Source organism: Halococcus sp. AFM35, assembly GCF_051195015.1.
Lineage (GTDB): Archaea > Halobacteriota > Halobacteria > Halobacteriales > Halococcaceae > Halococcus.
Genome location: NZ_JBNTJU010000010.1, coordinates 36,516 through 62,160, shown reverse-complemented (window position 1 = coordinate 62,160; position 25,645 = coordinate 36,516). Strand labels below are relative to the sequence as shown.

Genomic DNA, 25,645 nt, shown 5'->3' with positions numbered 1-25,645 from the left:
CGACCCTTTTTATAGCCACCGCGGCTATCGCCCCCATGTACGTCCGGAACGCGAGAAACCGCGAGGAGGTCTGGCTTCTGGACCATATCGAGGCGATGGGGCTGGACGGCGCCGCCTTCCGCTCGCGGGATTACGTCGTCGCCATCGACGAAAGCTCGAACGAGAAGGTCGGCTTCGGCCGGATTCGCATCCACCGTGGTGACGAGCGGGTCTGCGAACTCACCGGCATCGGCGTGCTCGAAGACTGGCGCGGGCAGGGCGTCGGCGCACATGTCATCGAGCGCCTGCTCGACAGGGCGAGCGACGAGGGCTTCGAGAGAGTCTCTTCGCTCACCGACCAGCCCGACTACCTCGAACAGTTCGGTTTCGAGCGGCTCGATAGGGAAGGCCTCCCCGCGAAACTCGACGACCGACTCGACGAAAAGCGTGAGGGAAGCGTCCCCGGGGCCGTCGCGCTCTCAGTCTCCGTCGAGGGGTTTTCGATGCCCGACCGCCTCCGAGAGCGGTTCAAACACGCAAGCGCCACGGACGAGGACGACGAAATCGAGGAGACACCCGAGGACTTCGGCATTGACTCCGAGAGCGCGACCTACAAGTACGACACCGAGTAGGCAGTGAAACGTTAAGGGCGCGCGCCGTCCATTCGAACCATGTTCGACGCCGACGACCTCGCCGACATCCGTGCGGCGAAGGAGGAGTGGGAAGAGGAAACGCTCGCGCCGACGCTCGAACGCTTCGGCGAACGGAAAGAGGAGTTCACGACCGATACCGATGGCCACGAGATAGACCGCCTCTACACGCCGGATGACGTCGGCGAACGCAGGTATAACGAGCAGTTCGGCTTTCCGGGCGAGGAACCCTACACTCGCGGGGTGTATTCGACGATGTACCGCGGGCGGCTCTGGACGATGCGCCAGTACGCGGGCATGGGCACTGCCAAAGAGACCAACGAGCGCTATCAGTACCTCATCGACGAGGGCCAAACGGGACTGTCGATGGCCTTCGACCTGCCCACCCAGATGGGCTACGATTCGGACGCGGAGATGGCCGCCGGCGAGGTCGGCAAATCGGGCGTCGCCATCGACTCGATTCACGACATGGAGACCGTCTTCGAGGGAATCGACTTGGAGGAGGTCTCGACGAGCATGACCATCAACGCGCCCGCCTCCATCCTGCTGGCGATGTACATCGCCGTCGGCGACCGGAAAGGTGTCGACCGCGAGGAATTGAGGGGAACCATCCAGAACGACGTGCTCAAGGAGTACGTCGCGCGCAACACCTACATCTATCCCCCCGAACCGTCGATGCGCATCGTCACCGACATCTTCGAGTTCTGTGCGAGTGAGGTCCCGAACTTCAACACCATCTCGATTTCGGGCTATCACATCCGCGAGGCCGGCTCCTCCGCAGCCCAAGAGATCGCCTTCACCCTCGGCAACGGCATCGAATACGTCGAGCGGGCGATTGAGGCCGGTCTCGCGGTCGACGAGTTCGCGCCCCAACTGTCCTTTTTCTTCGCCTCGTACAACAACATCTTTGAGGAAGTCGCCAAGTTCCGGGCTGCACGCCGGATGTGGGCGCAGATTATGGACGAGCGCTTCGACGCCGACAGTCCCGCTTCGAAGAAGCTCAAGTTCCACACCCAGACTGCCGGCTCGACGCTAACCGCCCAGCAGATCGACAACAACATCGTCCGCGTGGCCTATCAGGCGCTCGCCGGCGTTCTCGGCGGCACGCAGAGCCTTCACACCAACGGCAAGGACGAGGCGCTTGCCCTCCCGACCGAGGAGAGCGTCCGCACGGCACTCAGGACCCAGCAGATTCTCGCCCACGAGTCGGGTGCCGCCGACACCATCGACCCGCTCGCGGGCAGTTACTACGTCGAGAGTCTCACCGACGAGCTGGAGGAGGAGGCCTTCGAGATTTTGGAGACCGTCGACGAGCGAGGTGGCATGTTACAGGCCATCGACGACCAGTGGGTCCAGCGCGAAGTGCAGGACGTGGCCTTCGAGCGCCAGCAAGAAATCGAGGAGAGTGAACGAATAATCGTCGGCGTCAACGAGTATCAGGTCGACGAGGAACCCGAGATGGACATCGAGGAGGTCACCGAGGAGGACCAACAGCGCCAGCGCGAGCGCCTGCAAACCGTGCGCGACGAGCGCGACGACCAAACGGCCGAGGAGGCGCTCGCAGCATTACAGGAGGTCGCCGAGGGCGAGGACAACCTGATGCCGTATATCATCGACGCGGTGAAAGCCGAGGCAACCACGGGTGAAATCGCCGATACGCTGCGCGAGGTCTTCGGCGAGCATCAGGGCGGGGCCGCACTCTAATGCAGGTCGGTATTCAGTAGGAAGCCGGACTCTCGACGAACTCCGGCACGTCCTCGCCGCCGTAGTCGCGGTCGGCGACCACCATGTCTCGGTAGCTCTCGATGATGTCCATGAACTCGCCGCACTCCTGTTCGGGCACGCCCACCTGATAGAGGCTGGCCTCGATGAGGTCATAGACCATCTGGAACTCGCGCTCGCTGACGTCGAGGTCGTCGTGTGCCTCGTCCATGTCTCGACCCGGATAGACCGCCGGCCCGCCGGTCGCCTCGATTGACCACGCCGTCACGAGATACTTGAAGCCGGCCTCGCCGCCCTCCTCGTGGAATTCCCGTACTGCGGGGTTCTGGTTGAGGGCATCGTTGTGGTACAGGCGGTCGACAAGGTCGTCCACTGCTCCGGCGATACCGTACGCGCCGCCGAGGCGCTCGTACAGCGACTGTTTCTCGGCTGAGTGTGATTGACTCACAACGACGCCTTAGGCCAGACCATCATAATTGTTTTCCTTATTTACGGACGAGTAGTAGTCCCGCCAGCCCATACACTCATCTTTCGGGGGCACACGAGGGTACGCATGCGTATCGACCACGCCGGCATCGCCACCGACGACGCCGACGGACTCGCGGACCTGTACACCGACCTGTTCGACACACCGGTCGTCCACGAGGAGCGCTTCGAGGGGATGGACGTCCGATTTCTCGATTGCGGGAACAGTTATCTCGAATTGCTCGAACCAATCGACGAGGGAACTATCGCGCGCTATCTCGACAGAAATGGGCCGGGCATCCACCATCTCGCGCTCGCGACCGACGATATTCGGGGGGTGCTCGACCGAATGGAGGGGCATGGAGTCGAGCGCATCGACGAGGAGCCACGGGCGGGCGCGTGGGGCCACGAGGTGGCCTTCCTGCATCCGAAGTCCACTGGTGGCGTGCTCATCGAGTTGGTCGAGCACTAGCTACCGACGAGCGCGTCGAGAACCCGTCCCTGATTTTCCTCGATGACCGAGAGATGGCCCTGTCCCGGATAGATATGGGCTTCGGCGGTCGGAATCGCCTCGGCATAGTGAAATCCCATCGAGAGCGGCACGATGTGGTCTTCCTTGCCGTACCACAGCGAAACGGGAACGTCGATGCTCCCGGGGTCGAAGCCCCACTCGCGGGCAGGCACAGCGAGGTCGGTCACGAGCGGGCCGTAGCCGTGGCGGTTGACCGCCTCGCGGCCGCTTTCGAGCAGCACCTGTCCCATCTCGCCGCGCCACCGCTCTTCATCCGTGTCGGCGCTCGCCTCCGCACGCGAGGTGAGATAGTTCTCGGGATTCCTGCGAGCGTTGCGGCCATCGGCCCATAGCGAGAGCGTCGCCAGCGGCCGGGCGTGTTCGGCCAGCAGGAAGGGCAGACGGTCGCCAAAGCCAACCGATTCGAGGGGTGCAAGCCCACAGACGATGGCCGCGCGCTCGACGCGGGGAAGTCCGGCGGCGCAGGCCGCCGCGTAGGGACCACCACCGGAGACGCCGAGCACCGGAAACGAATCGAGCGTGAGCGCGCGAGCGAGGTCGGCCACGTCGGCGGTCCAGTCGGCGACCGTTCGACTCGGCAGCGGGTCCGAGACCCCGATACCGGGCCGTTCGGGCGCGACGATTCGAAGCCCGCGCTCGCGGCCGACTCCATCGAAGAGCGCGCCGAACACCCGCGAGTTCGGGAAGCCGTGAAAGACGACCAGCGGGTCGCCGGCGGGGTCGCCACAGTCGGCGTAGCCGAGCGCCCGGCCGTCGCGGCACTCGACGGTACGAGGGTTCTCCCGAATGTCATTGGCGGCCTCAAGCATCGTTCGTCCCTCGGCCTCGGCGGTCCGTTCGTCGGAGCGGCGCTCCCCGAAGAGACGGTGGGCGAGGGCGACAAGCGGGTTCTGCACGAGTTCCCCATCGTGCGAGGGACCATTAACCGTTGTCCCGGAGTCACTCGGCGGGTCGACGAACCACCGCGCGTCGGGAACTGGCGGGTGTCGCCAGCGGATCGACGATACCTCGGGCAGCACAACTAGAGCCCACTCGTCAGCTGATTGTATCGTTCGGAGCCGGACCTCACTCGGCGTTCTCGGGGGTCAAGCGCGTGTACCACCACGCCCAGAGCAGCAAGACGCCTTGAAGCGGGAGGCGCGCCCACAGTGCTCCCCGAGCGATGCCGCCGGCCCAGTCGGGGACCGCATCGGGGACCATCTCGCTGGTCGCCATATGGACGTTCGCCGGAAAGACGGCAAGCAACAGAGCGATGAGGCCCCACGCGGACCGACGGCGCGTCCGGCGGAGCAGGACGCCGGTGCCGAGGACGATTTCGGCGATACCCGAGAAATAGACGAGACCGAGCGGTCGGGGAAACGCCGGCGGGACGATTTGAGCATAGACCTTCGGGACGACGAAATGCATCACGCCAGCCCCGACGTAGAGGAGTCCCATCACGTAGAGAAGTGGGCGTTTGAACCGGGCCACGGTATCGTCGATATCGTCGGTCATTGTTCTGGGTGGGAACGGTGGGTGCAGACGTATTCTATTTCCGATTCTGGGGCGACTCACTCGGAAGCCGGCCAACGATTTGGTATACGCATCGACAGCGAAATCAATGCTCCGTTCTGTCGGAGAGTGAGAGATGCTTTGCACGGCTTGAATAGCCTCGATTGACCGGCGACGTGGTTAGACGAAGTGAAACGAAAGCTTCCCCATGACGCAGATCGATGTGTCTCACGGAGACGAGGTAGCGACCGTCACGATGTCGAACCCGGAACGCAAGAACGCGCTCTCCCCCGCGACCTGTGAGACGATGGCCGACTCCCTCCGCGAGCTCGCCCACGACTCCTCGGTACGGTGTGTGGTCGTCGACGGCGAGGGCGATGCGTTCTGTTCGGGCATCGACCTCACAAGCGGTATGGACGTGGCCAGCCCGGCCGAGGAACTCGAAGGCGGGCTGAACGCCATCGTGACGACCCTCATGCGGATGGAAAAACCCGTCGTGGCGAACGTGTCGGGACCGGCGGTCGGTGCGGGGGCATCCATCGCCACGGCGTGTGATTTCGTCTATGCCGCCGATGCTGCGGTGTTCGCGTGGGGATTCACCGACATCGGATTCGTGCCCGACACCGGCGCGACCCACGTTCTCCCGCGCCTCGTCGGATTGCGGACGGCGATGGAGTTGGTGACGACCGGACGGAGGGTCGACGCCGACGAGGCCGTCGAACTCGACATCGCCACCGACGCAGTTCCAGAGGACGAGCTAGACGAACTCGTTACCGAACGTGTCGAGATGCTGCTCTCGCGGCCGACCCGCGCGGTCGGCGAGGCGAAACGTCTGCTCCTCCGGAGCAGTCACCGCTCGCTGGAGGAAACGTTGAGTGCCGAGGCGCGCGCCCAGGACCGCATGGTCGAAACCGACGACTTCGCCGAGGGCGTGATGGCGTTCATGGACGGCCGCGACCCCGAGTTCACCGGCGAGTGAGTCGAGCGAACCCATCGAATTTTCGATGGTGTGGAATGCTCGATGGGTCGATGGCCACCGGAGAGCGTACACAGCGATGGAGATACCCGACTACGGCGGAAAACGGGTTCCGCGACGACCGCAAGCACGACGGAGTTCGGTTACGGTCAGCCCTCGGCGGGCGCTCGCATGCTCTGGGTGTCGAGGATGATGGTGTTGTCGGTATCGACGATGCCATCGACCCGTCCCGTGATGGCGAGGCTCGATTTCGGCGTCGGTCCCACGGTAACGGTATCGCCCTCGTGGAAGTCCCGTACCGAGCCCTGGATGTGGATTTCCGCGCGGCACTTCTCGGGGTGATGGACACTGAGGAGGTCGATTTCTTGAACGTTGACGTTCTCGACGACCTCGCCGTTGTGGCTGAGCGGGACGGATTCCGGCTCGTCCATCTCCTCGATATCGAGCGCGCTGTAGGCGTTGGCCGTGGGTTTGTAGCCGCCCTTCGGTCCCGGGACGCCCTCGACGAGCTGGAGCGCTTTCAGACTCTGCATCTGGTTGCGGATGGTGCCCGGATTGCGGTCGACCATCTCGGCGATGGCTTCGCCCTTGACCGCGCTCTCGCTCTCGCGGTAGAGGTCGACGAGTTCCTGCAGGATCTTCTTCTGGCTGTCCGTGAGTTCGATAGATGACATATCGTGTCATTCGGCACACCGCACCTTAAACCCGACGGCTGTCGGCTCGCAGCCACGAGGCGACTGCGGCGCGCCGCAATGGATTCGGACCGTATTCCGATAGAAACATGACGACCCGCCCACGCTGTTCGTTCATGAACGGACACCGCGTACTCGTCACCGGCGGGGCAGGCTTCATCGGCTCGAACCTCGCGAACCACCTCGCGACGGACAACGACGTCATCGCTCTCGACGACGGCTATCTCGGCACCCCAGAAAATCTCGATACGGACGTCGAGTACGTCGAGGCGAGCGTGCTCGACGACGACCTGCCAACCGACATCGACGTACTGTTCCATCTCGCGGCGCTCTCGTCGGGACCGATGCACGAGGACGACCCCCAAAAGGGTGCCCGGGTCAACGTCGAGGGGTTCGTCAACACCGTCGAACAGGCCCGCAACGACGGCTGTGACACCGTGGTGTACGCCTCGACCTCCTCGATTTACGGTGACCGCACCGAGCCATCGCCCGAGGACATGGACGTGAAAGCCCGCACCGGCTACGAGGCCTCGAAGCTCGCCCGTGAGCGCTACGGCGAATACTTCGCGCACTACTACGACATGGACATGGCCGGCCTGCGATTTTTCTCGGTCTATCAGGGTTACGGCGGGGCCGAAGAGCACAAGGGCGAGTTCGCGAACCTCATCGCGCAGTTCGCCGACGACATCGCCAACGGCGACTCGCCGGTAATCTACGGCGACGGCACGCAGACGCGCGATTTCACCCACGTCGATGACGTCGTTCGCGGACTCGAACGCGCCGCCGACAATCGACTGAACGGTATCTACAATCTCGGTACCGGCGAGAGCTACACCATCAACACGCTCGTCGAACGACTCACCGAGGAACTCGATTCCGATATCGAGCCGGAGTACGTCGAGAACCCGATTCCCGACCACGCCTACGTCCACGACACGATGGCCGACCCGCAGAAGATGACGGAAGCGACCGGTTGGGAACCGCAAATCGACTTCGACGAGGGCATTCGGCGCGTCTGCGCGCAGTACCAGTAACACGTCGATTTTTATACCACCCTCTCGCAGTCCCGTCATGACGATTCGGACTATCGGCGTGCCGATGGACCTCGGAGCCGACCGGCGCGGCGTCGACATGGGACCGTCGGCGATACGGTATGCGGGGCTGTCGACCGCGCTCGATGACATCGGCCGTCCCAGCCGAGAGGCGGGCGACCTCACGGTGCCACACGCCGAGGAGCGCGACCCAAACGCGAGTGCGACCGCGACCAACGCGAAATATCTCCCCGAAGTCGAGGCGGTCTGCACCCGACTCGCCGACGAGGTCGCTGGGGCGCTCGACGACGGCGGGCTCCCGCTCGTCCTCGGTGGCGACCACTCGATTGCCATCGGCACGCTCGCGGGTGCCTCACGGGAAAGCGACATCGGCGCGGTCTGGTTCGACGCCCACAGCGACGTCAACACACCCGAAACCACTCCTTCAGGAAACGTCCACGGCATGCCGCTGGCGGCCGCGCTCGGGATGGGCGAATTCGCCGACACGCCGTGGGCAAACTCCCCGAATCTCTCCGAGAAGAACGTCGCACTCGTCGGCCTGCGCAGCGTCGACGACCCGGAACGCGAGCGCATCCGCGACAGCGACATGACCGCCTACACGATGTCCGACATCGACGAGCGCGGCGTCGTCGACGTCACCGAGGAGGCACTCGCCATCGCCACCGACGGCGTCGGAGGGATGCACGTGAGCCTCGACATGGACTGGCTCGACCCGAGCCACGCTCCGGGCGTCGGCACGCCAGTCCGCGGCGGCGTCACCTACCGCGAGGCCCATTCGGCGATGGAACTGGTCGCCGGCCACGACGACGCGCTCCGGTCGCTCGAAGTCGTCGAGGTGAACCCGATTCTCGATTCGCACAACGAGACCGCCGAACTCGCCACCGAACTCGCCGCGAGCGCGCTCGGCAAGCGCGTGCTGTAGCGCCACTGCACGACCGGCCCACTGACGGTCGCCCGCCTGCCACTCCCCCGCCACACTCGCCGTCACCGTTAACCCGCTGGCGACGAATCAATATTCATGAGCACGGCTGCAAGCGCCGACGCGGCACCCGAAATCGAGGTCTCGGAGACCGCCGCCGAACAGGCGCTCGACCTCCTCGACGGCGAAGGGATGGACACCGAAGTCGCCGGCCTGCGGCTGTTCGTCCAACAAGGTGGTTGTGCCGGTCTCTCCTACGGGATGCGCTTCGATACCGAACCCGAAGACGACGACGAAGTGTACGAACACCACGACCTCCGAGTGTTCGTCGACCCCGCGAGCATGAACTACATCGGCGGCAGCGTCCTCGACTTCGAGGGCGGTCTCCAAGGCGCTGGCTTCCACGTCGAAAACCCCAACGTCGTGAGCGAATGCGGCTGCGGGGAGTCCTTCCGCACCTGAAAGCCCTCGCTCGCGTGGTTCGAGAGAGCGAAGCTCTCTCGTCATCACGAAAGGCGCGAAGCGCCTTTCGAACGACTCGGCGCGCTCGCTCGCCCTTTTCATGTCCACCGGGAGAGCGTCGCTCTCCCGAGCCCTGCCTCGCTCCGCTCGGCAGGACACCAGGACCGCACAGCAACGCATTGCGCGTGCCGGGCGCGTGGCCCGGCCCGCGCTGAGTCCGCCATCTGCCGCTTCTGCACCGCAGGCCTACCTTTCCCATCGTCGCGCGCCCGGCTGACGCCAGACGCGCTCCAGCCGACCGCTCCGCAACCGCCGCCGCACAGCACCGCCGAAGCCCTCGCGCCTGGTGCGCTCGCCCTTCATCCGCCAAGGCCCGCACCGCAACCGCAAAGCCGCCGCTGGCGGCAGGGTGAAAACGAATGAATCAGAACCGTGAACCAACTCAGAAGAGTGCAGCAGCGGCGTCAACTGCTGGCTGGGAGATGAATCCGAACGTGGGAATCAGCAGGACCGTGACGACCGCGGCGGCGACGACGGCGGTGTAGAGGCCAATGGGGTAGCTCTCGATGGTCAGATTGCCGTTCGGCTCCTCGAACCACATCGCGCGCACCACGCGCAGGTAGTAGTACAGCGAGAGCACGCTGTTGACGACCGCGATGGCCGCGAGCCACCAGAAGCCAGCGCCGACGGCCGCGCCGAACAGGACGTACTTCGAGAGGAACCCGCCGCCGAGCGGGATGCCGGCGAGGCTCAACACGAACACCGACATCGCCGCACAGGCGACCGGGGCCTGCCTGCCGAGACCGTTGTAGTCTTCGAAGGTCCGGCCGACCTCCCAGTGTTCGGCGAGCGCGATGAACAGGAAGGCCCCGGTGTTCATGAACCCGTAGACCAGCAGATGGGTCATGCTCGCCCCGAGGACGAGCGCGTTCTGCCCACCGCCGAGTGCGGCCAGCCCGATGAGCACGTAGCCCGCCTGCCCAATCGATGAGTACGCCAACATTCGTTTGACGTTGTCCTGCGTCGCAGCGGCGAAGTTCCCGAGGGTCATCGTCACCACAGCCAGAACTTGGAAGGCGAGCACCCAGTCCACGCTCGAAGTGATGTCGAGACCGAACGCCACCGTGAAGACGCGGAAGGCCACCACGAACCCGGCGGCTTTCGATGCCGAGGAGAGAAACGCCGAGATGGGCGCGGGCGCGCCCTCGTAGGCCTCGGGTGCCCAGAAGTGGAAGGGAACACTCGCCATCTTGAACGCGAACCCGCCGAGCACCATCAACACGCCGACGCCGAGCATCCCGGTGAGACCGCTGTCCTGAACGTTCGCGGCGACCGTCTCGAACAGCAGTCCGCCGGTGACGCCGTAGATGAGGCTGATGCCGTAGAGCAGGATGGCCGACGACAGCGCGCCGATGAGGAGGTACTTCAGGCTGGCCTCGACGCTACCGCGGTTGGTCTTCAGGAACGCGACCAGCGCGTAGGAGGGTAGCGAGAGCAACTCGAAGCTCACGAAGACGACCGCGAGGCTGCCCGCCGAGGCCATCAGGGCCATTCCAGTAGCGGCGAGCATGACGAGCGCATAGTATTCGGCCTGCTCGGTCTCGCCGGCGAGGTAGTCGTAGCTCGCCAGCGTGACGAGCGCCGCGACGCTCGTGAAGATGATCGTGAAGAACAGGCTCATCCCGTCGACGACGAGCTGGCCCCCGTAAATCGAGACGCCGCCGTTGGTGCCCACACCGGTGACCAACAGTCCGACCGCCGCCGCGAGCGCCGCGAGCGTCCCCACGAGCGTCGTGCCCGCGAGCAGGTTCCGATTCTTCGTGCGGGGGCTGATGCTGTCGATGACCAGCAGGGCGAGCGCCGTCAGCCCGAGCAGGATGGCCGGTGCGGCCGTCGCCCAGTCCGGAAGCGGGGCCATCTACAGCCCACCTCCCAGCATCGGGCCGACCGCATCCGTTATCATGTCGAAGAAGATGCTCGGCGCGGTGCCGAGCACGATGACGAACACGACCAACACCGCTAGCGGCACGATGTCGTGGACCGCTGCCCGACCCACCTGATAGTCGGTTTCGAGGCGATACTCGCCGAACAGCGTCCGCTGCATCGCATAGAGGAAGTAGCCCGCGACGATGACGATGCCGAACATCGACACCGCCGTGAAGACCATCGACCCGGCGAAGTCAGCGGCAAACGCGCCCTGGAAGATGAAATATTCACCCATGAAGCCCGCCATAAAGGGCAGCCCCATGTAGCCGAACGAGCCGGCGACGAACATGCCAGTCGTGACGGGCATGCGGTCGGCCAGCCCGGCCATGTCGCCGACCATCCGGGTGTGGGTCGTGTTGTAGATGACGCCGACACAGGCGAACAGCAGCCCCGAGAGCAGGCCATGCGAAATCATCTGGAAGGTCGCCCCACCCAGTCCGTACTCGGTGTAGGCGACCAGTCCGAGGATGACGAAGCCCATCGAGGAGATCGACGAGTAGGCGACGATGCGCTTCAAGTCCTGCTGGGCGAGCGCCAACATCGCGCCGTAGATGACCGAGACGGCAGCAAGCAACGCGATGAACGGCGCGAGCTGTGCGGCGACATCGGGCAGCATCGTGAAGTTGAATCGCAGCAGTGCGTAGGTCCCCATCTTCAGCAGGACGCCCGCCAGCATGACCGAGGCCGGCGTCGGGGCCTCGACGTGGGCGTCGGGCAGCCACGTGTGGACCGGCACGAGGGGAACCTTGACCGCGAAGCCGGCGAACATGGCAATGAAGGCCACGGTCTTGATGGTGTTCGGCCCGAAGCCAGCGAGCGAGCCGAGTTCGCCGGCGCGGATGGCCTGTGCGATGGCGGGCATGTCGAGGCTCGACACCGAATCACCCAGCCCGAACACGAGTGCCATGAACCCGAGGAACATCACCAGCGTGGCGAGGTTCGTGTAGACGAAGAACTTCACGGCGGCGTACTTGCGTCTGGGACCGCCCCAGACCCCGATGAGCATGTACATCGGGACCAGTACGACCTCCCAGAAGACGAGCCATGCGAAGAAATCGAGCGCGACGAACACGCCGAGCAGGCCCGCTTCGAGCAGCAACATCAGCCCATAGAACTGTGAGCGCCGGTCGTCAATGGGCGTCCACGCCGTCAGGATGGCGAGCGTCGTCAGCAGCGTGGCGAGGACCACAAGCGGCATGCTGATGCCGTCGACGCCGACGTGCCAGTTGATGGCGTACGGTCCCAAGGATATCCACTGGACCATCGTCTCGTAGGCGAGTTCCCCACCGAGGAAGGCGTTCCCGGAGCCGTCGAAGCCGAACCACATGACGAAACTCGTGACCAGTGGGAACAGACTCGCCGCGAGCGCGCCGACCGGTGCGTACTCGTCCGGCAGGACGAACACGACCGCCGCACCGATGAGACAGAACGCGAGCAGAAGCTCGATAATCATTCAGAACCACCCCCCGAGCAGGCCGAAGACCACCAGCAGCGCCACGAGACCAAGCGAGAGCAGCGCGGCGTAGTTGGTGACGACCCCGGTCTGTACGCGTTTCAAGCGACTGCCCGAGAACAGGCTCACGCTCGAAACGCCGTTCACTGTGCCGTCGATGACCCCTTGGTCGAACGTATCGGCCGCACGCGCGACCCGTGCGGTCGCGTTCGCCAGCCAGACCTGATATTCGTCCTGATAGTAGTTGCTCATGAGTAGCGTTTTGATACTGCCGAGTCGGTCGGTGTGTGTGTCGGGAGCGGGACCGCTGTACAGCGAGTAGGCGAGTCCAGCACCGGCGAGCGCGAGCGCAAGCGAGACCACAGCAGGCAGCAACGGTGAGACGTTGGCTGCCGTGTAGCCCGCGACGTCGTGAATCAGTTCGCCGTAGTGCTCGGCGTTCACCCCTTGGATGCCGTGTTCGAGCCATTTGTGGAGGAACTCGATTTCGAGTCCCGTGACCTCCGCGACCGGCACCATGTTGATGAACCCGGCAACGACCGCGAGCGTGCCAAGCACGACGAGCGGAGCCTTGACGTTCCAGCGCACCCCGTGGGGATTTCTGGCCGTGTCGGTGCGCGGCTCACCGTGGAAGGTGAGCAGCACCATCCGGAAGGTGTAGAACCCGGTGAGGAAGACGGCGAGCAGTCCCATCGCGTACGCGCCCAACAGAAGCGGGTCGTTGAGGCCGTGGACGAGCGCCTCGTAGAGCACTTCGTCCTTCGACCAGAAGCCCGCAAAGGGGAAGATGCCCGCGAGCGCCAGCGAGCCAGCGAGGAACGTCCAGTAGGTTACTGGCATGCGGTCTTTCAGCCCACCCATATCCCACATGTCCTCGTTGTGATGCATGGCGATGATGACCGACCCCGCACCGAGGAACAGTAGCGCCTTGAAGAAGGCGTGGGTCATCAGGTGGAAGGTCGCGGCGACGTAGCCGCCGACGCCCAGCCCGAGCATCATGTAGCCGTACTGTGAGATGGTCGAATAGGCCAATACTTGCTTGATTTCGCGTTTGACGACGGCCATCGACGCCGCGAACAGCGCCGTGAATCCACCGATGAAGGCGATGACCGCGAGCACAGTCGGGAGGAGCGCGTAGAAGCCGTACATCCGCGCAACGAGGTAGACGCCCGCCGCCACCATCGTCGCGGCGTGGATGAGCGCCGACACGGGGGTTGGACCCTCCATCGCGTCAGGTAACCAGGTATGCAGCGGGAACTGGGCGGACTTGCCGATGACGCCGCCCAGTACGAGCAATCCGAGTATGGCGAACCACGTCTGTGGGTCGAAGCCGAAGGTGTTGACCGCGCTCGCGTTGCCGGCGAGTGCCTCCTCGGCGAGTCGCACGAAGCTCTCGGCACCGGCGAAGGTCGCCGTGGAGAAGGTGGCGAAGACGGCGACGACGCCGACGAGGAAGAAATAATCGCCGAAGCGCGTCACCAGAAAGGCCTTCTTCGCGGCGCTCGGCGGGGCCTCCTCACGGAACCAGAAGCCGATGAGCAGCCACGAGCACAGCCCGACCATCTCGAAGAACATGAAGGCCATAAAGAGGTTGTCGGCCATGACGAACCCGAGCATACTCGCCGTGAAGAGACCGAGACCGGCGTAGTAGCGAGGCAGGCCGATTTCGCCCTCGTCGTTCATGTAGCCGAGGCTGAAGACGTGGACAAGGAAGGCGACGAGCGAGACGATAATCAGCATCATCGCCGCGAGCGGGTCGATAAGGATACCGAGATGGAGGTCGAAGGCTTCCGGCGAGACGAACGTATAGAGCACCCGATTGTAGGTGTTGCCGGCCGCGACCGAAACGGCCATCCAGATCGAGAGCACGAGCGAGCCACCGGTGGCGAGGATGCCCGCGAGCGCGCCGCGTTTGGGCATGTACTGTCCGGCGAACAACGCGATGACGAACGAGGCAAAGGGAAGCAGCGCTATCGCCGGCGCGTAGTCGAATGCCGCCATCGTTACCACCTCATGGTCGCCGCTTGCGTTACGTCCACGCCGCGGAAGTTGCGGTAGAGGACGAGGATGATGCCGATGCCGACCGCGACCTCCGCCGCAGCGAGTGCAATCGTGAACAAGCTAAACACCTGTCCGGTGAGGTTGCCGTGCTGGAACGAAAAGGCAACGAAGTTGATGTTGGCGGCGGTGAGCATGATCTCGACGCTCATGAGGAAGACGAGCGCGTTCCGGCGGGTGAGGATTCCAAACAGTCCGATGCAGAACATCGCCGCCGACAGGACGAGGTAATACTGGACGGGGACCATCAGCGGCCCTCCTCCTCGGTCGTCACCTCACGGCCGCCGTCGGCACGGGCAGTTTCGCCCTCGTCGGCGTCGCGGTCGGGCGAGATGAATCGCAGCGCACCCGCGATGCGACCGTTCTCCTCGGTCTTTGCGAGCATCACCGCGGCCGCGAGCGCCGCCACGAGCGCGAGGTCGATGACCTCGAAGGCGACCAGAAAGCCCTCGCTCGGGTAGGCCCCACCGTCGAGGTTGAAGAGGGCGTAGCCGATGGCTGCAGTTACCGAGCCACCGCCGGGAAAGCCCACCGGCGCGTCGAACGAACTCGTCAGGAAGACGGCGACGAGGACGACGAACAGCGCGACCGCGACGAGACCGGGCAGGAGATGACTGCCCGATTTCACCTTCGGTCGGGTGGTCACGACACTGCCTCCTTCGGGTCGTCGACCCGTGTCAGCATGACGGCGAAGGTGATGAGGATGAGCACGCCGCCGACGTAGACGAGTATCTGCATCGCGGCGAGGAACTCCGCGCTCATCATCACGTAGTGGATGGCGACGCTCAACAGCGTCACCCCGAGCAGGAGCGCCGAGTGCCAGACGTCCTCCATCAGGACGACGCCGAGAGCACCCGCGATGGTGACGAGCGCGAACAGCGCAAACGCGGCCGTCTCGTACGGTAAGGCTGCCATTGTGCCACGTCGTATGGGATGGCGTTTGAAGGTTTCGAGACCCGCGCGACCGCGTATCGACGACCGGTCATCCGTCGGGACTGCCGTCGGCGACCTCACGCGTGAGTTCGAAGGCGGTGTTGCCGCTCGTGTCCACGGCCTCGATGGAGAGTTCGTAGACCGCGCCGCTCCCCTCGGGGACCTCGAAGGTCGTGTCGCCGGTCGACTGTGCTCCGCCGGCATCGAAGCGCCGCTGTGCAACGGTCCGCGCCTCGCCGTCGGGGTCGGCGACGACCGTCGCCCGGACTGCCACGAGGTCGCCATCGGCGTCGGTGACGTTCCAGCCGATGTCGAAGCGCGCTGCCCCGTCGGCCGACCGGTCGGTGACGGCGAACGACTCGATTGCCGGGGCGGCCGATGCGGGCGTTTCGGTCGCGGTCGGTGTCGCCGTCGCTGTCGGCGTATCGGACGTCTGCGTTGTGGTCGGCGTGGCCATCGGCGTTCGTGTCGCAGTCGTGGTCACCGTGTCCACCCGCGTCCCCATCGTGGCGTTCGTCTCGGCCGGTTCGCCGGTGGGTTCGGTCCCCACCGTCTCGCCGGCTGCATTGGTCGGGCCAGCCGTTGCGTTCGCTCCCCCTGCGCCGTCGGCACTGCTCCCGAACAACCCAGTCACGGCGCTCGATGCGAACGGATAGATGGCGACGAGTGCGACGATGACGACGAAAAACACCGCAGCAGCGATGGTTCGCCTCGAAGCGCGACCGGGAGCTGCGTCGGTGTCGGCCGAACGCTCCTCGCCGAAGACGAATTCACTGTGGTCGTCGCCATCGCTATCGGGCATTCAGCGCTCACCCGTCGACGCGTCGCTTGCGGCGGATTCGGGACGGCCGCTCGTTCCGTTCGGACAGCGATTCGTCACGACCGTATTCAGGGATACGAGCGCTGGAGGACGGTCTCCCCGTCGGCGTTTGCGACGGTCATCGTGTCGGCCCCGTTGTTCCAGACCTCGGTTGCTTGCCCCCAGTACAACTCCGTGTCGGTGTTCGTGCCGCTGCCGGTGTAGAGCGTGACCTGCGCGCCCGGTTCGAGCGTGAATCCATCCGGGAACCGATAGGTCGTGGCCGACTCGTCCGTGACCGTCCAGCCCGAGAGGTCGAGGGGACCGTCGCCGGTGTTCTCGTAGGTGATGTACTCGTCGTTCAGGTTGTTAGCGTCGGTGCCGTCGGCGTCGGCGCTCAGGCCGGCGACCGAGAGTTCGCCCTCGCCATCGGCGTTTCCACCGCCGTCCTCGTCGACGATGAACTGGTTGGCGATACCGAGCACCTCGTCCATCGAGCGGGCGGGGTTGAACGCGTTCGGCGCTGGCCGCTGGAGGTTGAGCAGTTGGAAGTACGTCTGGTGGTTCGCCTCGACGGAGTGTATCGAGAGCGCGGCTTCGAGCACCGCGTCGCTGTCGATCATCGGCGCGACGCCCGCATATGCCGAGACGCCGACGGCTTCGAGGCGGTCGGCGACCGTGACGAACTCCTCGATGGATGAATAGGGGAACTCGTAGTTGGCGGGTTCGACCGGCGTCCCGCCGAGGTCGTTGATGGTCGTCGTGAGCGCGTCGACGTGGGCCTCCTCGTGGTCGCGGACGCCCTCGATCTGTTGGTAGGTCGAGTACTGGAGGGTTGGCCGCGCGAAGTAGTTGGCCACCTTCGACCCTTCGACTTCTCCCTCGGAGTAGCTGTCGAGGAAGTCGTTGTAGTAGGCTGCTTCGAGGTGCTCCAACGTGAGCGCGTAGTTCAAAACGTCCACGTCGCTCACGTCGTTGCTTCCGCTGCTGCCGTTGCCGTTGTTGCCGTCGTTTGCGGCCGCGACGCCGCTGCCGACCACGCCGAATGCGGCCGCGCCAGCGCCGACGAGCGTCGCATCGCCCATGAACGCTCGCCGCGAACGCCCGTCTTCCCCGCCGTTCCGTTCGGTGGCTGGTTCGTCCATATCGATGTCTCGTCCACTAACGGTAAAAACCTATGCCGGAGTGTCACCCACTTTCATCGGCCGGTCGAAATCGTGCACCTCTCGCGTGTCGGTTACTCAGTCCCGGCTGGCCTGCCCGCGAACCCGGACGCTTTCGGCGTGGGCCTCCAGTCCCTCGGCTGCTGCGAGCGTCCGCACCGTGTCGCCGAGTGCGTCGAGCGCGTCCGACGAGAGGCGTTGGACCGTCGTCGAGCGCAGGAACGTCTCGACGCACAGCCCGCCCGTGACGCGCGCCTCGCCGCCGGTCGGCAGCACGTGGTTCGGCCCGGCGGCGTAATCACCTGCCGCCACCGGACTGTGGGAACCGAGGAAGACGCTGCCTGCACTGCTGATACGGTCGAGCAGCGCTTCGTCGTCCTCTGCCTGAATCGAGAGGTGCTCGGCGGCGTACTCCTCACAGAAGAGGACTGCCTCGGGCATCGAGCGTGCCACGAAGACGCCGCTGGCGTCGCTGTCGAGCGCTTCACGGATGATAGTCTCGCGCTCGCGGCCCTCGATTTGCCGGTCGATGGCCGCAACGATGTCCTCGGCGAGAGCCTCGTCGTCGGTGACGGCGACGACCGATGCCTCGGTGTCGTGTTCGGCCTGTGCGAGCAGGTCCGCCGCGATGAATTCCGGGTTCGCCGTCCCGTCGGCGAGCACGCAGAGTTCGCTCGGCCCAGCGAGGAAATCGATGGCGCAGTCGTTTCTGACGGCGGCTTTGGCCGCGGTCACCCATCGGTTGCCGGGACCGACGATTTTGTGCACCCGCGAGACCGTTTCGGTGCCGTAGGCGAGCGCGGCGATGGCCTGTGCGCCGCCAATCTGATGGATTTCGTCCGCACCGGCGACGTGCAGCGCCGCGAGCATCGCAGGACTGAGTTCCTCGGCCGGCGGCGTGGCCACGGCGACCTGCTCGACGCCAGCGACCTTGGCGGGAACGACGGTCATCAGCGCGCTGGAGGGGTAAGCCGCCCCGCCGCCCGGCACGTACGCGCCGACGCGCTCGATTGGTCGGTAGCGCCGCCCGAGTTCGCGGCCATCGAAATCCGTCCGCCAGTCGTCGGGCAGTTGGCGTTCGTGAAACTCCTCGATGTTTTCGGCGGCAGTCTCGATGGCCTCCCTGAGGTCGTCGTCGATGTCGTCGTGGGCGCGCTCGGCGGCGTCGGTCACGTCGATGGTGCCGACGGTGGTGTCGTCGAACTCCTCGGCGTACGCCCGCAGCGCGGCGTCGCCCTCCTCGCGCACGCGCTCGATGATGTCGCCGACGTCGCCAGCGATGGCGTCGATGCCCGCGTCGCGCTCGAAGAGTGCGCGCCGTCTATCGGGCGGGAGGTTCCCAACGGTGTTTGCGTCCATACGAGCAGTTCGGAGCCGGCGTGAAAACGGTTTGTGGTCTCTCGGAGGGAGTGTCGTCTCCATTCGGCCGTTCGATGCTCCCGGATTCGAGCCCGTCACACGACGCATCGAAAATCACTAAAAACCGACGATACACCCTATCACTCCTCGATTTCGACGAGGTGGAGTTTCGAGAGGATTGCCCGAGCGAGGAGATAGCAGACCAGCGCGAACGCGAGCAGCGTCGTCGGTGCGGCGAGGACGCGCGCGGTCCGATAGGGCAGAACGAGCCGGGAGAAGCCGAGAATCAGGAAGCTCAGCAGCACCAGTCCGAACGCGAGCACCGAGAGTTTCACGAACCCGTTCCTGTTCATCGGCCCGACGATACGGTGGTCGTGGATATAAATACTGGAGCGCGACCAGCGAGTTTCGCCCACGGTCGCGTTCGCCCGCGGTTGGGCGGTGCTGTGCGAACCGTCGAGACATTGAGCTATCGATGAACATCGAAGGGATGAAAGGTCCCCGGGCACAGTGGTGACGCTACTGAGCAGAAACTCGCTTGGCTGTGCCCGGTACGTATCAGTAGGCATCCCGAAAGCTTAACCCTTCCTTCTGTCTCTACCTCGATAGTACCGAAAGGCTTCGTTGCACCCACAACACGCTGTTCGTTCGTAAAGCTCCCATCAAAAGACAATTTCATGGTATTAACATATACGATAACTTTATATACTTGTGATACCTATAGAGCATTGGTGACTTACAATGAGCACTATGAGATACATCAGGGACAACACGATTGGCATCCGACCAGCCCTCGGTTCGATGGGCACCAAACACTGGGGAGCCGTCGCCCTCGCGGCCATCACGGGCGGCGTGCATCTGTACCTCTACTGGACACAGAGCTTCCTTCCCTTCCTGCTCGCCGGGTTGGGATTCCTCACCCTCGCAGGATTGATGGGCACGACGTTCGACCACCGTCTGCTCTCCCTCGGTGGCATCCCCTTCACCCTCGCCCAAATCGCGGCGTGGGTCCAGCTGGGAATGCCCGACTTCGCCATCGGCGTGGCCGACAAGACCGTCCAGATTGCGTTGATCGCATTGCTCGCCTCCCTCTACCTGAGTGAACGGCGCAGCAAGGCCACCGAGCGCACCCGGACCGAAACCAGCGACCTCACCGAGACCAAGGGAGCCGTGAGGTAAATGACCACGAGTCGTCGGGACTTCCTGAAAGCCGCCGGCGCTATGGCGGTGCTGGGTTCGGCTGGCCTTGCCGGCTGTACCGGCAGGGCCGCCCAGCGCCAGCCCAGTGGTCCACAGCTTCCGAACGAACCCAACTACAAGGGTTGGTTCGACGGCACCGACAACTACGACTACACCCACGACATGCGCGGACGGAGCGCAGTCACGATCCAAGTGGGCTCGGAAGGCAACATGGGCGAATACGGTTTCGGACCCGCTGCGGTGGCGGTCTCGCCCCACACCACGGTGACGTGGAAATGGACCGGTGGCGGTGGCGACCACAACGTCGTCGCCGACCAAGGCACGTTCAACAGCGGTCCGCCCGTCGCCGAGACGGGAACCACCTTCGAGTACACCTTCGACCGGCCGGGCGTCTACAAGTACGTCTGTGAACCTCACGAGGCGATGGGCATGAAGGGCGCGGTGTTCGTCGCGCTGGCCCAGCCCACCGAGGGAGGTACATCAGCATGATCGGTACAGGGCTGTTCGAGCCGGCCGTCCCGCTGTTCGTCGGGATTCCCGGTGGACTCGAACTGGTCGTCATCCTGCTGGTCGTCGTCATGCTGTTCGGCCCGAGCAAACTTCCCCAGCTTGCTCGGTCGCTCGGTGAGGCACAGGCCGAGTTCCAGAACAGCCGCGAGGCGGTCTCGACGGAACCATCAGACGACTACCATGCAAGCGCAATGTCTGGCGACGGAACGACTGCTCCCATTCGGGGGTAGTACCTCGGCCCGACCGTGACGAATGTTCTCGTCCGACTACTACGGGACTCCGGACGAGCAGGTACCAACACCGCTGATTTTGAACGTGGAGAGTCGAATATGGGATTTCAGTAACCCACGAGAGCCAGCCGAACGAGACCAATCCGGCAGCGACGACACCACCGACGTCGGAATCCGACATCATTCGGCCAGTCGATGCTCATCTGTAATATGTCGAAGGTTCACCCCATGGTCCGGGTATCACGGGCCATCGAACAAGGGACGGTTTCCGCCGATGGTGAACGGCGAGGGCGTTGCCGACGTGTCACCCGTCCGCGAACTGTTCGACGCCGTCCCCGAGGAGCGCACGATAGCGCTCGACATCGATATCGACTGCCACGTCGGTGGTTGCGGCCTCGCCGGTGACGCCGTAAACGTCACAGACGACGCTGCCGCGGGAGGGACCGTTCGACGTATCGACCTCACAGTAGTTGGTCTCGGCGGCGAGGACGTTCGAATCGAGGAGGTCCGCGGCGACGGCGGCGTCGTGCATCGCGTACCCGATTCGGTCGTAGATTCCCGGAGCGGCGTCGGGATAGGCGAGCCAGTCGCCGACCGTTTCCAATACGCCGTTCGAAGCGCGGTAGCGTTCGACCCGCTCGGGCAGGACCGTCGCATCGTTCGTCACGTTCAGTCCGACGAGCGTCACCCGCCCGTCCTGAAGGACGCGTGCGGCGGCCTCGGGGTCGTTGTGGAAGTTCGCCTCGGCCGCCGGCGTCTTGTTGCCCGGCGACAACGGGTTTCCGCCCATGACGTAGATGTCACCGACCAACTCCGGGAGGCGCGGTTCCTGTGCGAGCGCGAGCGCGAGGTTCGTGAGCGGCCCGACGGCGGCGATGGCGAGGTCGTCGCCGTACCGATGGGCGCAGTCGATCATGAACTCGACCGCGTGGACATCGACCGGCCCGGTCGTCGGTTCCGGGAGGTCCCCGCGAATGCCGCCCTCGCCGTGGATCTCCTCGGCGGTCGAGAGCGGCCCGACGAGGGGTCGACCACAGCCGCGCGCGACCGGTACGTCCGTCGCGTCCCCGAGTTCGAGGATGGAAAGCGCGTTCCGCGTCGTGTTCTCGACCACCGTATTGCCACAGACGGTCGTCAGCCCGACGACCTCGATGGCGGGATGGCCGAGCGCCATCGCGAGCATGACGGCATCGTCACAGCCGGGGTCGGTATCGAAGAGTACCTGCTGGGTCATTCTCCATGCTACGGAGATATCGCAGGTTAAGTGTTTGGCCCCCAGAGCGGCCGGCTGTCGCTCCGAGCGAACGGACGTCTACGTCACGAACTCGAAGAGGTCCTCAATCGTGAGCACGGTCGCGGGAAGGCCGAGTCGGGCGGCGACCCGGGCGACGCTCGGCGGCGTGACGTCCGTCCGGGCGAGCGTCTCCGGGTCGGCGAACACCGACGCCGGGTCGTCGTCGAGCAGGATTTCACCTTCGCCGAGGGCGATAACCCGGTCGGCGGTGTCGCGGACGAACTCGATGTCGTGAGTGATGAGTATCACGACCTTGCCCTCGTCGACGAGTTCACGCACCACCCGCGCCAGCAGTTCGGTACCGGGGGCGTCCTGTCCACCCGTCGGCTCGTCGAGCACCACGCCGGGCGTGTCCATCGCGAGCACCGACGCCACGGCGACCTGTTTGCGACGCGCGATTCCCATGTCGTAGGGGTTCTTCGAGCGCACGTCCTCCAAGCCCATCCGTTCGAGGGATGATTCGACCGCCTCGTCGGCCTCCTCCTCGGAAAATCCCAGGTTTCGGGGTCCGTATCGCAGCTCCGCCTCCACCGTATCGTGAAAGAGCTGGTCGTCGGGATTCTGGAAGCTCAAGCCGATGTCGCGGGCGAGTTCGGCGGTTTTCGTCTCGCGGGTGTCCGTGCCGCGAACGAGCACGCGACCATCGGTCGGCGTGAGCAGCCCGTTCAGCTGTTTGGCGAGCGTCGATTTCCCCGCCCCGTTCTGTCCGACCAAACAGATACAGCCCCCGTCGAGCGTCGCCGAAATCCCCCGGAGGGCGTGGATCGATTCCGAGTAGCGGTAGTGGACGTCGTCGAGTTCGACGAGCGGTTCCCCGTCCTCGGCGGCCGTCGGGGGTTCGACCCCGCCGTCGCCCGCCCGAGGTTCGGCTTGTTCGTGGTCCGTCCGGACGTGGTCTTCGAGTTCCGCGACAGCGCCATCGAAATCCAGCGGCAGGGGCTTCGATTGCTCGACCAACCCCTCGTTCCGCAGTCGCCGGCCGATGCGAACGGTGGTCGGAACGTGAACCAGCTCGGAAATCCTCTCCCGGGCGAGGACGTCTTCGGGGTCGTCGTCGTAGCGTTTCTCGCCTTCGTCGAGGACGAGCAGCCGGTCGAGCGACGAGCCCAGTCGCTGGAGGTCCTGACTCACGACCACGACCGTGTAGTCGGTCCCCTCCATGTCGGCGATGATGTCGAAGATCTCCTGAGTGCCCTGCGGGTCGAGCTGGGATGTGGGTTCGTCGAGGACGAGCAGCTCGGGGTCGAGCGCGAGGATCGACGCGAGCGCCAGCCGTTGGGTCTGCCCGCCCGACAGTTGCTGGGGGTTTCGCGCGAGCTGGTCGGTGAGACTGACCGTTTCGAGGCTGTCGGCGACCCGATCTAGAACTTCCTGTTTGGGCAGCCCCCGGTTCACCAGCCCGAAGGCGACCTCCTCGAAGACGGTCGTCGCGGCACCCGTGAGCTGGTCGAAGGGGTCCTCGAAGAGCATCCCCACCGTGTCCGAGAGCTCGCCGACCGTGGTGTCGGTCGTCTCCTGCCCGTCGACGGTGACCCGCCCGGAGAACTCGCCATCGAAGAAGTGGGGGATGTAGCCCGCCATCGCGCGGCTCGTCGTCGATTTCCCGGCGTCGGTCGGTCCGGTGATGCCGACGAAGCTCCCGCGCTCGACTGCGAAGCTGACGCCATCGAGCGCGAACTCGTCGTCGGGCTGGGTCTGGTAGCTGAAGGAGACGTCATCGAAGTCTATCATCCCCATCCGAGGACCACCCCGGCGATGACGACGATGACTGCCAGGAGCGTCCCCCACCGCAGGACCCGGTCGACGGTCCCATCCGGAATGGTGTAGATGACCGTCTGCGGGTCCGACCGGCCGAAGCCACGCGCTTCGAGCGCGAGCCCGCGCGTTTGGGCGGCGATGAGTTCGCTGATCAAAAGCGGCGAGAGGAGGTCGACGAGCGCGCGCACGCGCCGCCGGACGCTGCCGCGCGTGTCGAGACCGCGAGCCTGCTGGGCGTCGATGATGCCCTGCGAACGCCCGCGGATGCGGGGCACGAACTGGAGTGCGGCCATGAACACGTATGCCAGCTTCCGCGGCATGCCTTTTTCTATCAACGCCGCCGTGAGCTTCCGGGGATGGGAGGTGGCGATGGTCGCCAACATCGCGATGATCGCCACGAGCAGCTGGAAGAGGATGCCCAGCGCGAACCGCACGCCCTCCAGCCAGAGCGTCACGGTGCCGACGACGGGGAGACCGTCGACGGCGACCAACGGCGTCTCGTTGCCGGGATAGAAAAAGCCCTGGACGACCAGCAGGATCACCGCCAGCGGCGTGCCGATCACCACCCCGACCCGGAGCACGCTCGGTCCCACGCCCGCCGCGACCGCGACCACTACCACGGCCGCCAGCAGCACCAGTGGTCCACGGAAGCCGGGCAGCACGAACGCAATCGCGGTGATGCCGACCGTGAGGACGAGTTTGGTGACCGGGTTCAGCCGGTGGAGAAACGAATCCCCGGACTGATAGCCGATGACGCTGTTCGATGCGCCCTGCGTGTTCTCCAGGAGCGCATCGGGGTCGATGTCGTGACCGCTCATGGCGGGCATCGAACGGGGGCAAACCGGTCCGTCGAGAGCGGCGAACCGATGGCGCGGCTACCACGCCGCGTCATGTGTCGAGCGTTTCCTGGCCACGTGTCGGGAGATACCGACTCGGTACCGATTTGGCGACGAAATAGGCGATGACGATGCTCGCGGTCTTGTCGATGATGCCACCGACGAGCAGCGAGGAGACGAAGACCGCAGACCAGATCGGCAGTCCCGCGGCGAGGAACACCGTCGTGACGATGTCCTGTCCGCTGCCCGTCAGTCCGCCGAACAGGAGCACGGCGATGGGCGTCGAAACGAGCGTGTTGACCACGCCGAGGAGGACCCCGGCGGCGACCAGCCGCCAGTAGCCGGCGGTGCTCTTGATGCGGAACCAGCCGCGCCGTGCCAGATAGCCGATGACGAGCGCGATGGCGACGTTCACGAGGGCGAACGGGATGAGCTGGGGACCGACCGTGAACCCGAGCACCACGTTCGTCAGGACGCCAGCGATGGCGGCCACCCAGGGCCCGGCAAGGAGTGCCACGAGCATCGTGCCGATGGTGTCCAGAAACAGTGGCAGGCGAAGCGTCTGGACGATGGAGCCGACGACGATGTTGATACCGACCCCGATGGGAATCAGTACCCATGCCTCGGTGGTGAAATCGGATCGGATGCGGTCGCCAATCGAACGTCGTTCCGTCTCGCTCATGGAACCATCCCTCGTTCGGCGTCTCGGAGACGATTGCGATATCTATGCGGTGCCATATTGCAGAGTGTTAATCGTTCTTGAAAAATATGCCGGTTCTCGGCACGATATGGCGGTGTGGAAATTTGTATTCGAGCAAGAACGCTGACGATATAACAGGCCAGCAAGTCCACTGGTTCCGATACGACCTGTTGGCCACTCGGTTCAACGCTTCCACAGACCAGTCTCAACCTGCGAGCAGGAGTAGCGAGCGAAGCAAGCGTATCCGAAAGTGAGAGGTATCGCCCGGAACACTAACGACCGGCCTCATCGCGGGCGGTGTGCCGTCTCGGCCGGCAAACCCTATGCCGGGCGGGCCGTCGGTGGCCATCCGCGGCCGGCTGATGCCGGCCTCGCAATCGGTTGCGCATGGCGCAACCCGTGTCGCCGGTTGATACCGGCTCCACG

At 64.8% G+C, this 25,645-nt stretch carries 28 protein-coding genes; 10 read left to right on the top strand and 18 right to left on the bottom strand.

Translation table 11 applies throughout. From position 1 onward, the window contains the following. Positions 1–35 precede the first annotated feature (35 nt). Positions 36–611: a GNAT family N-acetyltransferase gene (locus ACQUQO_RS09860; RefSeq protein ID WP_435077822.1), complete on the top strand. Its 576-nt coding sequence runs from the start codon at positions 36–38 to the stop codon at positions 609–611. Positions 612–650: 39 nt separating this feature from the next. Beyond that, entirely contained in the window at positions 651–2,333 is a 1,683-nt protein-coding gene (locus ACQUQO_RS09855) for an acyl-CoA mutase large subunit family protein (RefSeq protein ID WP_435077821.1), read from the top strand. Between the two features lie 13 nt (positions 2,334–2,346). On the opposite strand, the gene ACQUQO_RS09850 is transcribed toward ACQUQO_RS09855, so the two are convergent. Then, the gene (locus tag ACQUQO_RS09850; protein WP_435077820.1) at positions 2,347–2,799 is read right to left on the bottom strand and encodes a group I truncated hemoglobin; all 453 of its coding nucleotides are present in this window, start codon (positions 2,797–2,799) and stop codon (positions 2,347–2,349) included. A gap of 105 nt (positions 2,800–2,904) precedes the next feature. On the opposite strand from ACQUQO_RS09850, the gene mce reads away from it, so the two are divergent. Beyond that, entirely contained in the window at positions 2,905–3,288 is a 384-nt protein-coding gene (gene mce, locus ACQUQO_RS09845; protein ID WP_435077819.1) for a methylmalonyl-CoA epimerase, read from the top strand. Here mce and ACQUQO_RS09840 read toward each other — a convergent pair. Both ACQUQO_RS09840 and ACQUQO_RS09835 read right to left on the bottom strand, forming a co-directional pair. Continuing rightward, the gene (locus ACQUQO_RS09840; protein ID WP_435077817.1) at positions 3,285–4,244 is read right to left on the bottom strand and encodes an alpha/beta fold hydrolase; all 960 of its coding nucleotides are present in this window, start codon (positions 4,242–4,244) and stop codon (positions 3,285–3,287) included. The two genes, mce and ACQUQO_RS09840, sit on opposite strands and share 4 nt — an antisense overlap. A gap of 169 nt (positions 4,245–4,413) precedes the next feature. After that, entirely contained in the window at positions 4,414–4,842 is a 429-nt protein-coding gene (locus ACQUQO_RS09835; RefSeq protein WP_435077816.1) for a DoxX family protein, read from the bottom strand. 205 nt (positions 4,843–5,047) lie between these two features. On the opposite strand from ACQUQO_RS09835, the gene ACQUQO_RS09830 reads away from it, so the two are divergent. Further along, a complete protein-coding gene (locus ACQUQO_RS09830) occupies positions 5,048–5,818 on the top strand; it encodes an enoyl-CoA hydratase/isomerase family protein (RefSeq protein WP_435077815.1) in 771 nt (256 codons plus the stop codon). 146 nt (positions 5,819–5,964) lie between these two features. Here ACQUQO_RS09830 and ACQUQO_RS09825 read toward each other — a convergent pair whose 3' ends face one another. After that, positions 5,965–6,489 carry an Rrf2 family transcriptional regulator gene (locus tag ACQUQO_RS09825; RefSeq protein WP_435077814.1) on the bottom strand — a complete coding sequence of 175 codons (525 nt, stop codon included), beginning with the start codon at positions 6,487–6,489 and terminating at the stop codon, positions 5,965–5,967. A gap of 134 nt (positions 6,490–6,623) precedes the next feature. Between ACQUQO_RS09825 and ACQUQO_RS09820 the strand changes: the two genes are divergently transcribed. The 3 genes from ACQUQO_RS09820 to ACQUQO_RS09810 all read left to right on the top strand — a co-directional run bounded on the left by ACQUQO_RS09820 (position 6,624) and on the right by ACQUQO_RS09810 (position 8,940). Then, on the top strand, positions 6,624–7,541 hold the full coding sequence (locus ACQUQO_RS09820; RefSeq protein ID WP_435077813.1) for an NAD-dependent epimerase/dehydratase family protein: 918 nt from the start codon (positions 6,624–6,626) through the stop codon (positions 7,539–7,541). Between the two features lie 37 nt (positions 7,542–7,578). Beyond that, a complete protein-coding gene (gene rocF, locus ACQUQO_RS09815; protein WP_435077812.1) occupies positions 7,579–8,481 on the top strand; it encodes an arginase in 903 nt (300 codons plus the stop codon). Positions 8,482–8,577: 96 nt separating this feature from the next. Next, positions 8,578–8,940, top strand: coding sequence for a HesB/IscA family protein (locus tag ACQUQO_RS09810; protein ID WP_435077811.1), 363 nt, complete (start codon positions 8,578–8,580; stop codon positions 8,938–8,940). 442 nt (positions 8,941–9,382) lie between these two features. Here the strand turns inward: ACQUQO_RS09810 and ACQUQO_RS09805 are convergent, their stop codons facing one another. The 10 genes from ACQUQO_RS09805 to ACQUQO_RS09760 form a co-directional block, all read right to left on the bottom strand. After that, positions 9,383–10,858, bottom strand: coding sequence for an NADH-quinone oxidoreductase subunit N (locus tag ACQUQO_RS09805; protein WP_435077810.1), 1,476 nt, complete (start codon positions 10,856–10,858; stop codon positions 9,383–9,385). Further along, on the bottom strand, positions 10,859–12,379 hold the full coding sequence (locus ACQUQO_RS09800) for a complex I subunit 4 family protein (RefSeq protein ID WP_435077809.1): 1,521 nt from the start codon (positions 12,377–12,379) through the stop codon (positions 10,859–10,861). Beyond that, on the bottom strand, positions 12,380–14,380 hold the full coding sequence (gene nuoL, locus ACQUQO_RS09795) for an NADH-quinone oxidoreductase subunit L (RefSeq protein ID WP_435077808.1): 2,001 nt from the start codon (positions 14,378–14,380) through the stop codon (positions 12,380–12,382). Positions 14,381–14,382: 2 nt separating this feature from the next. After that, positions 14,383–14,685 carry an NADH-quinone oxidoreductase subunit NuoK gene (gene nuoK, locus ACQUQO_RS09790; protein WP_435077807.1) on the bottom strand — a complete coding sequence of 101 codons (303 nt, stop codon included), beginning with the start codon at positions 14,683–14,685 and terminating at the stop codon, positions 14,383–14,385. Next, the gene (locus ACQUQO_RS09785) at positions 14,685–15,083 is read right to left on the bottom strand and encodes an NADH-quinone oxidoreductase subunit J (protein WP_435077806.1); all 399 of its coding nucleotides are present in this window, start codon (positions 15,081–15,083) and stop codon (positions 14,685–14,687) included. The genes nuoK and ACQUQO_RS09785 overlap by 1 nt, the downstream gene beginning before the upstream one ends. Then, on the bottom strand, positions 15,080–15,352 hold the full coding sequence (locus tag ACQUQO_RS09780; RefSeq protein WP_435077805.1) for an NADH-quinone oxidoreductase subunit J: 273 nt from the start codon (positions 15,350–15,352) through the stop codon (positions 15,080–15,082). Before ACQUQO_RS09780 ends, ACQUQO_RS09785 begins: the two co-directional genes overlap by 4 nt. Positions 15,353–15,419: 67 nt before the next feature. Next, positions 15,420–16,172 (bottom strand): hypothetical protein, encoded by a 753-nt coding sequence (locus ACQUQO_RS09775; protein WP_435077804.1) that lies wholly within the window; start codon positions 16,170–16,172, stop codon positions 15,420–15,422. 86 nt (positions 16,173–16,258) lie between these two features. Beyond that, positions 16,259–17,314 carry a ferritin-like domain-containing protein gene (locus ACQUQO_RS09770; protein WP_435077803.1) on the bottom strand — a complete coding sequence of 352 codons (1,056 nt, stop codon included), beginning with the start codon at positions 17,312–17,314 and terminating at the stop codon, positions 16,259–16,261. A gap of 96 nt (positions 17,315–17,410) precedes the next feature. After that, on the bottom strand, positions 17,411–18,691 hold the full coding sequence (hisD, locus tag ACQUQO_RS09765) for a histidinol dehydrogenase (RefSeq protein ID WP_435077802.1): 1,281 nt from the start codon (positions 18,689–18,691) through the stop codon (positions 17,411–17,413). Positions 18,692–18,831: 140 nt separating this feature from the next. Further along, complete coding sequence (locus tag ACQUQO_RS09760) at positions 18,832–19,044, bottom strand: hypothetical protein (RefSeq protein WP_435077801.1); 213 nt, start codon at positions 19,042–19,044, stop codon at positions 18,832–18,834. Positions 19,045–19,432: 388 nt separating this feature from the next. On the opposite strand from ACQUQO_RS09760, the gene ACQUQO_RS09755 reads away from it, so the two are divergent. Genes ACQUQO_RS09755 through tatA form a run of 3 tightly spaced genes read left to right on the top strand, consistent with a single transcriptional unit; the run spans position 19,433 to position 20,631 of the window. Next, positions 19,433–19,870: a hypothetical protein gene (locus tag ACQUQO_RS09755; RefSeq protein ID WP_435077800.1), complete on the top strand. Its 438-nt coding sequence runs from the start codon at positions 19,433–19,435 to the stop codon at positions 19,868–19,870. After that, the gene (locus tag ACQUQO_RS09750; protein WP_435077799.1) at positions 19,871–20,380 is read left to right on the top strand and encodes a halocyanin domain-containing protein; all 510 of its coding nucleotides are present in this window, start codon (positions 19,871–19,873) and stop codon (positions 20,378–20,380) included. Next, complete coding sequence (tatA, locus tag ACQUQO_RS09745) at positions 20,377–20,631, top strand: twin-arginine translocase TatA/TatE family subunit (protein WP_435077798.1); 255 nt, start codon at positions 20,377–20,379, stop codon at positions 20,629–20,631. The genes ACQUQO_RS09750 and tatA overlap by 4 nt, the downstream gene beginning before the upstream one ends. A gap of 304 nt (positions 20,632–20,935) precedes the next feature. Here tatA and ACQUQO_RS09740 read toward each other — a convergent pair whose 3' ends face one another. From ACQUQO_RS09740 to ACQUQO_RS09725, 4 genes are all read right to left on the bottom strand, one after another. Then, entirely contained in the window at positions 20,936–21,865 is a 930-nt protein-coding gene (locus ACQUQO_RS09740) for a nucleoside hydrolase (RefSeq protein WP_435077797.1), read from the bottom strand. A 78-nt stretch (positions 21,866–21,943) separates the two neighbouring features. Next, on the bottom strand, positions 21,944–23,656 hold the full coding sequence (locus tag ACQUQO_RS09735; RefSeq protein ID WP_435077796.1) for an ABC transporter ATP-binding protein: 1,713 nt from the start codon (positions 23,654–23,656) through the stop codon (positions 21,944–21,946). Next, positions 23,653–24,501 (bottom strand): energy-coupling factor transporter transmembrane component T family protein, encoded by an 849-nt coding sequence (locus tag ACQUQO_RS09730; RefSeq protein WP_435077795.1) that lies wholly within the window; start codon positions 24,499–24,501, stop codon positions 23,653–23,655. Before ACQUQO_RS09730 ends, ACQUQO_RS09735 begins: the two co-directional genes overlap by 4 nt. A 70-nt stretch (positions 24,502–24,571) precedes the next feature. After that, positions 24,572–25,201, bottom strand: coding sequence for an ECF transporter S component (locus tag ACQUQO_RS09725; RefSeq protein WP_435077794.1), 630 nt, complete (start codon positions 25,199–25,201; stop codon positions 24,572–24,574). Positions 25,202–25,645: the final 444 nt, after the last annotated feature.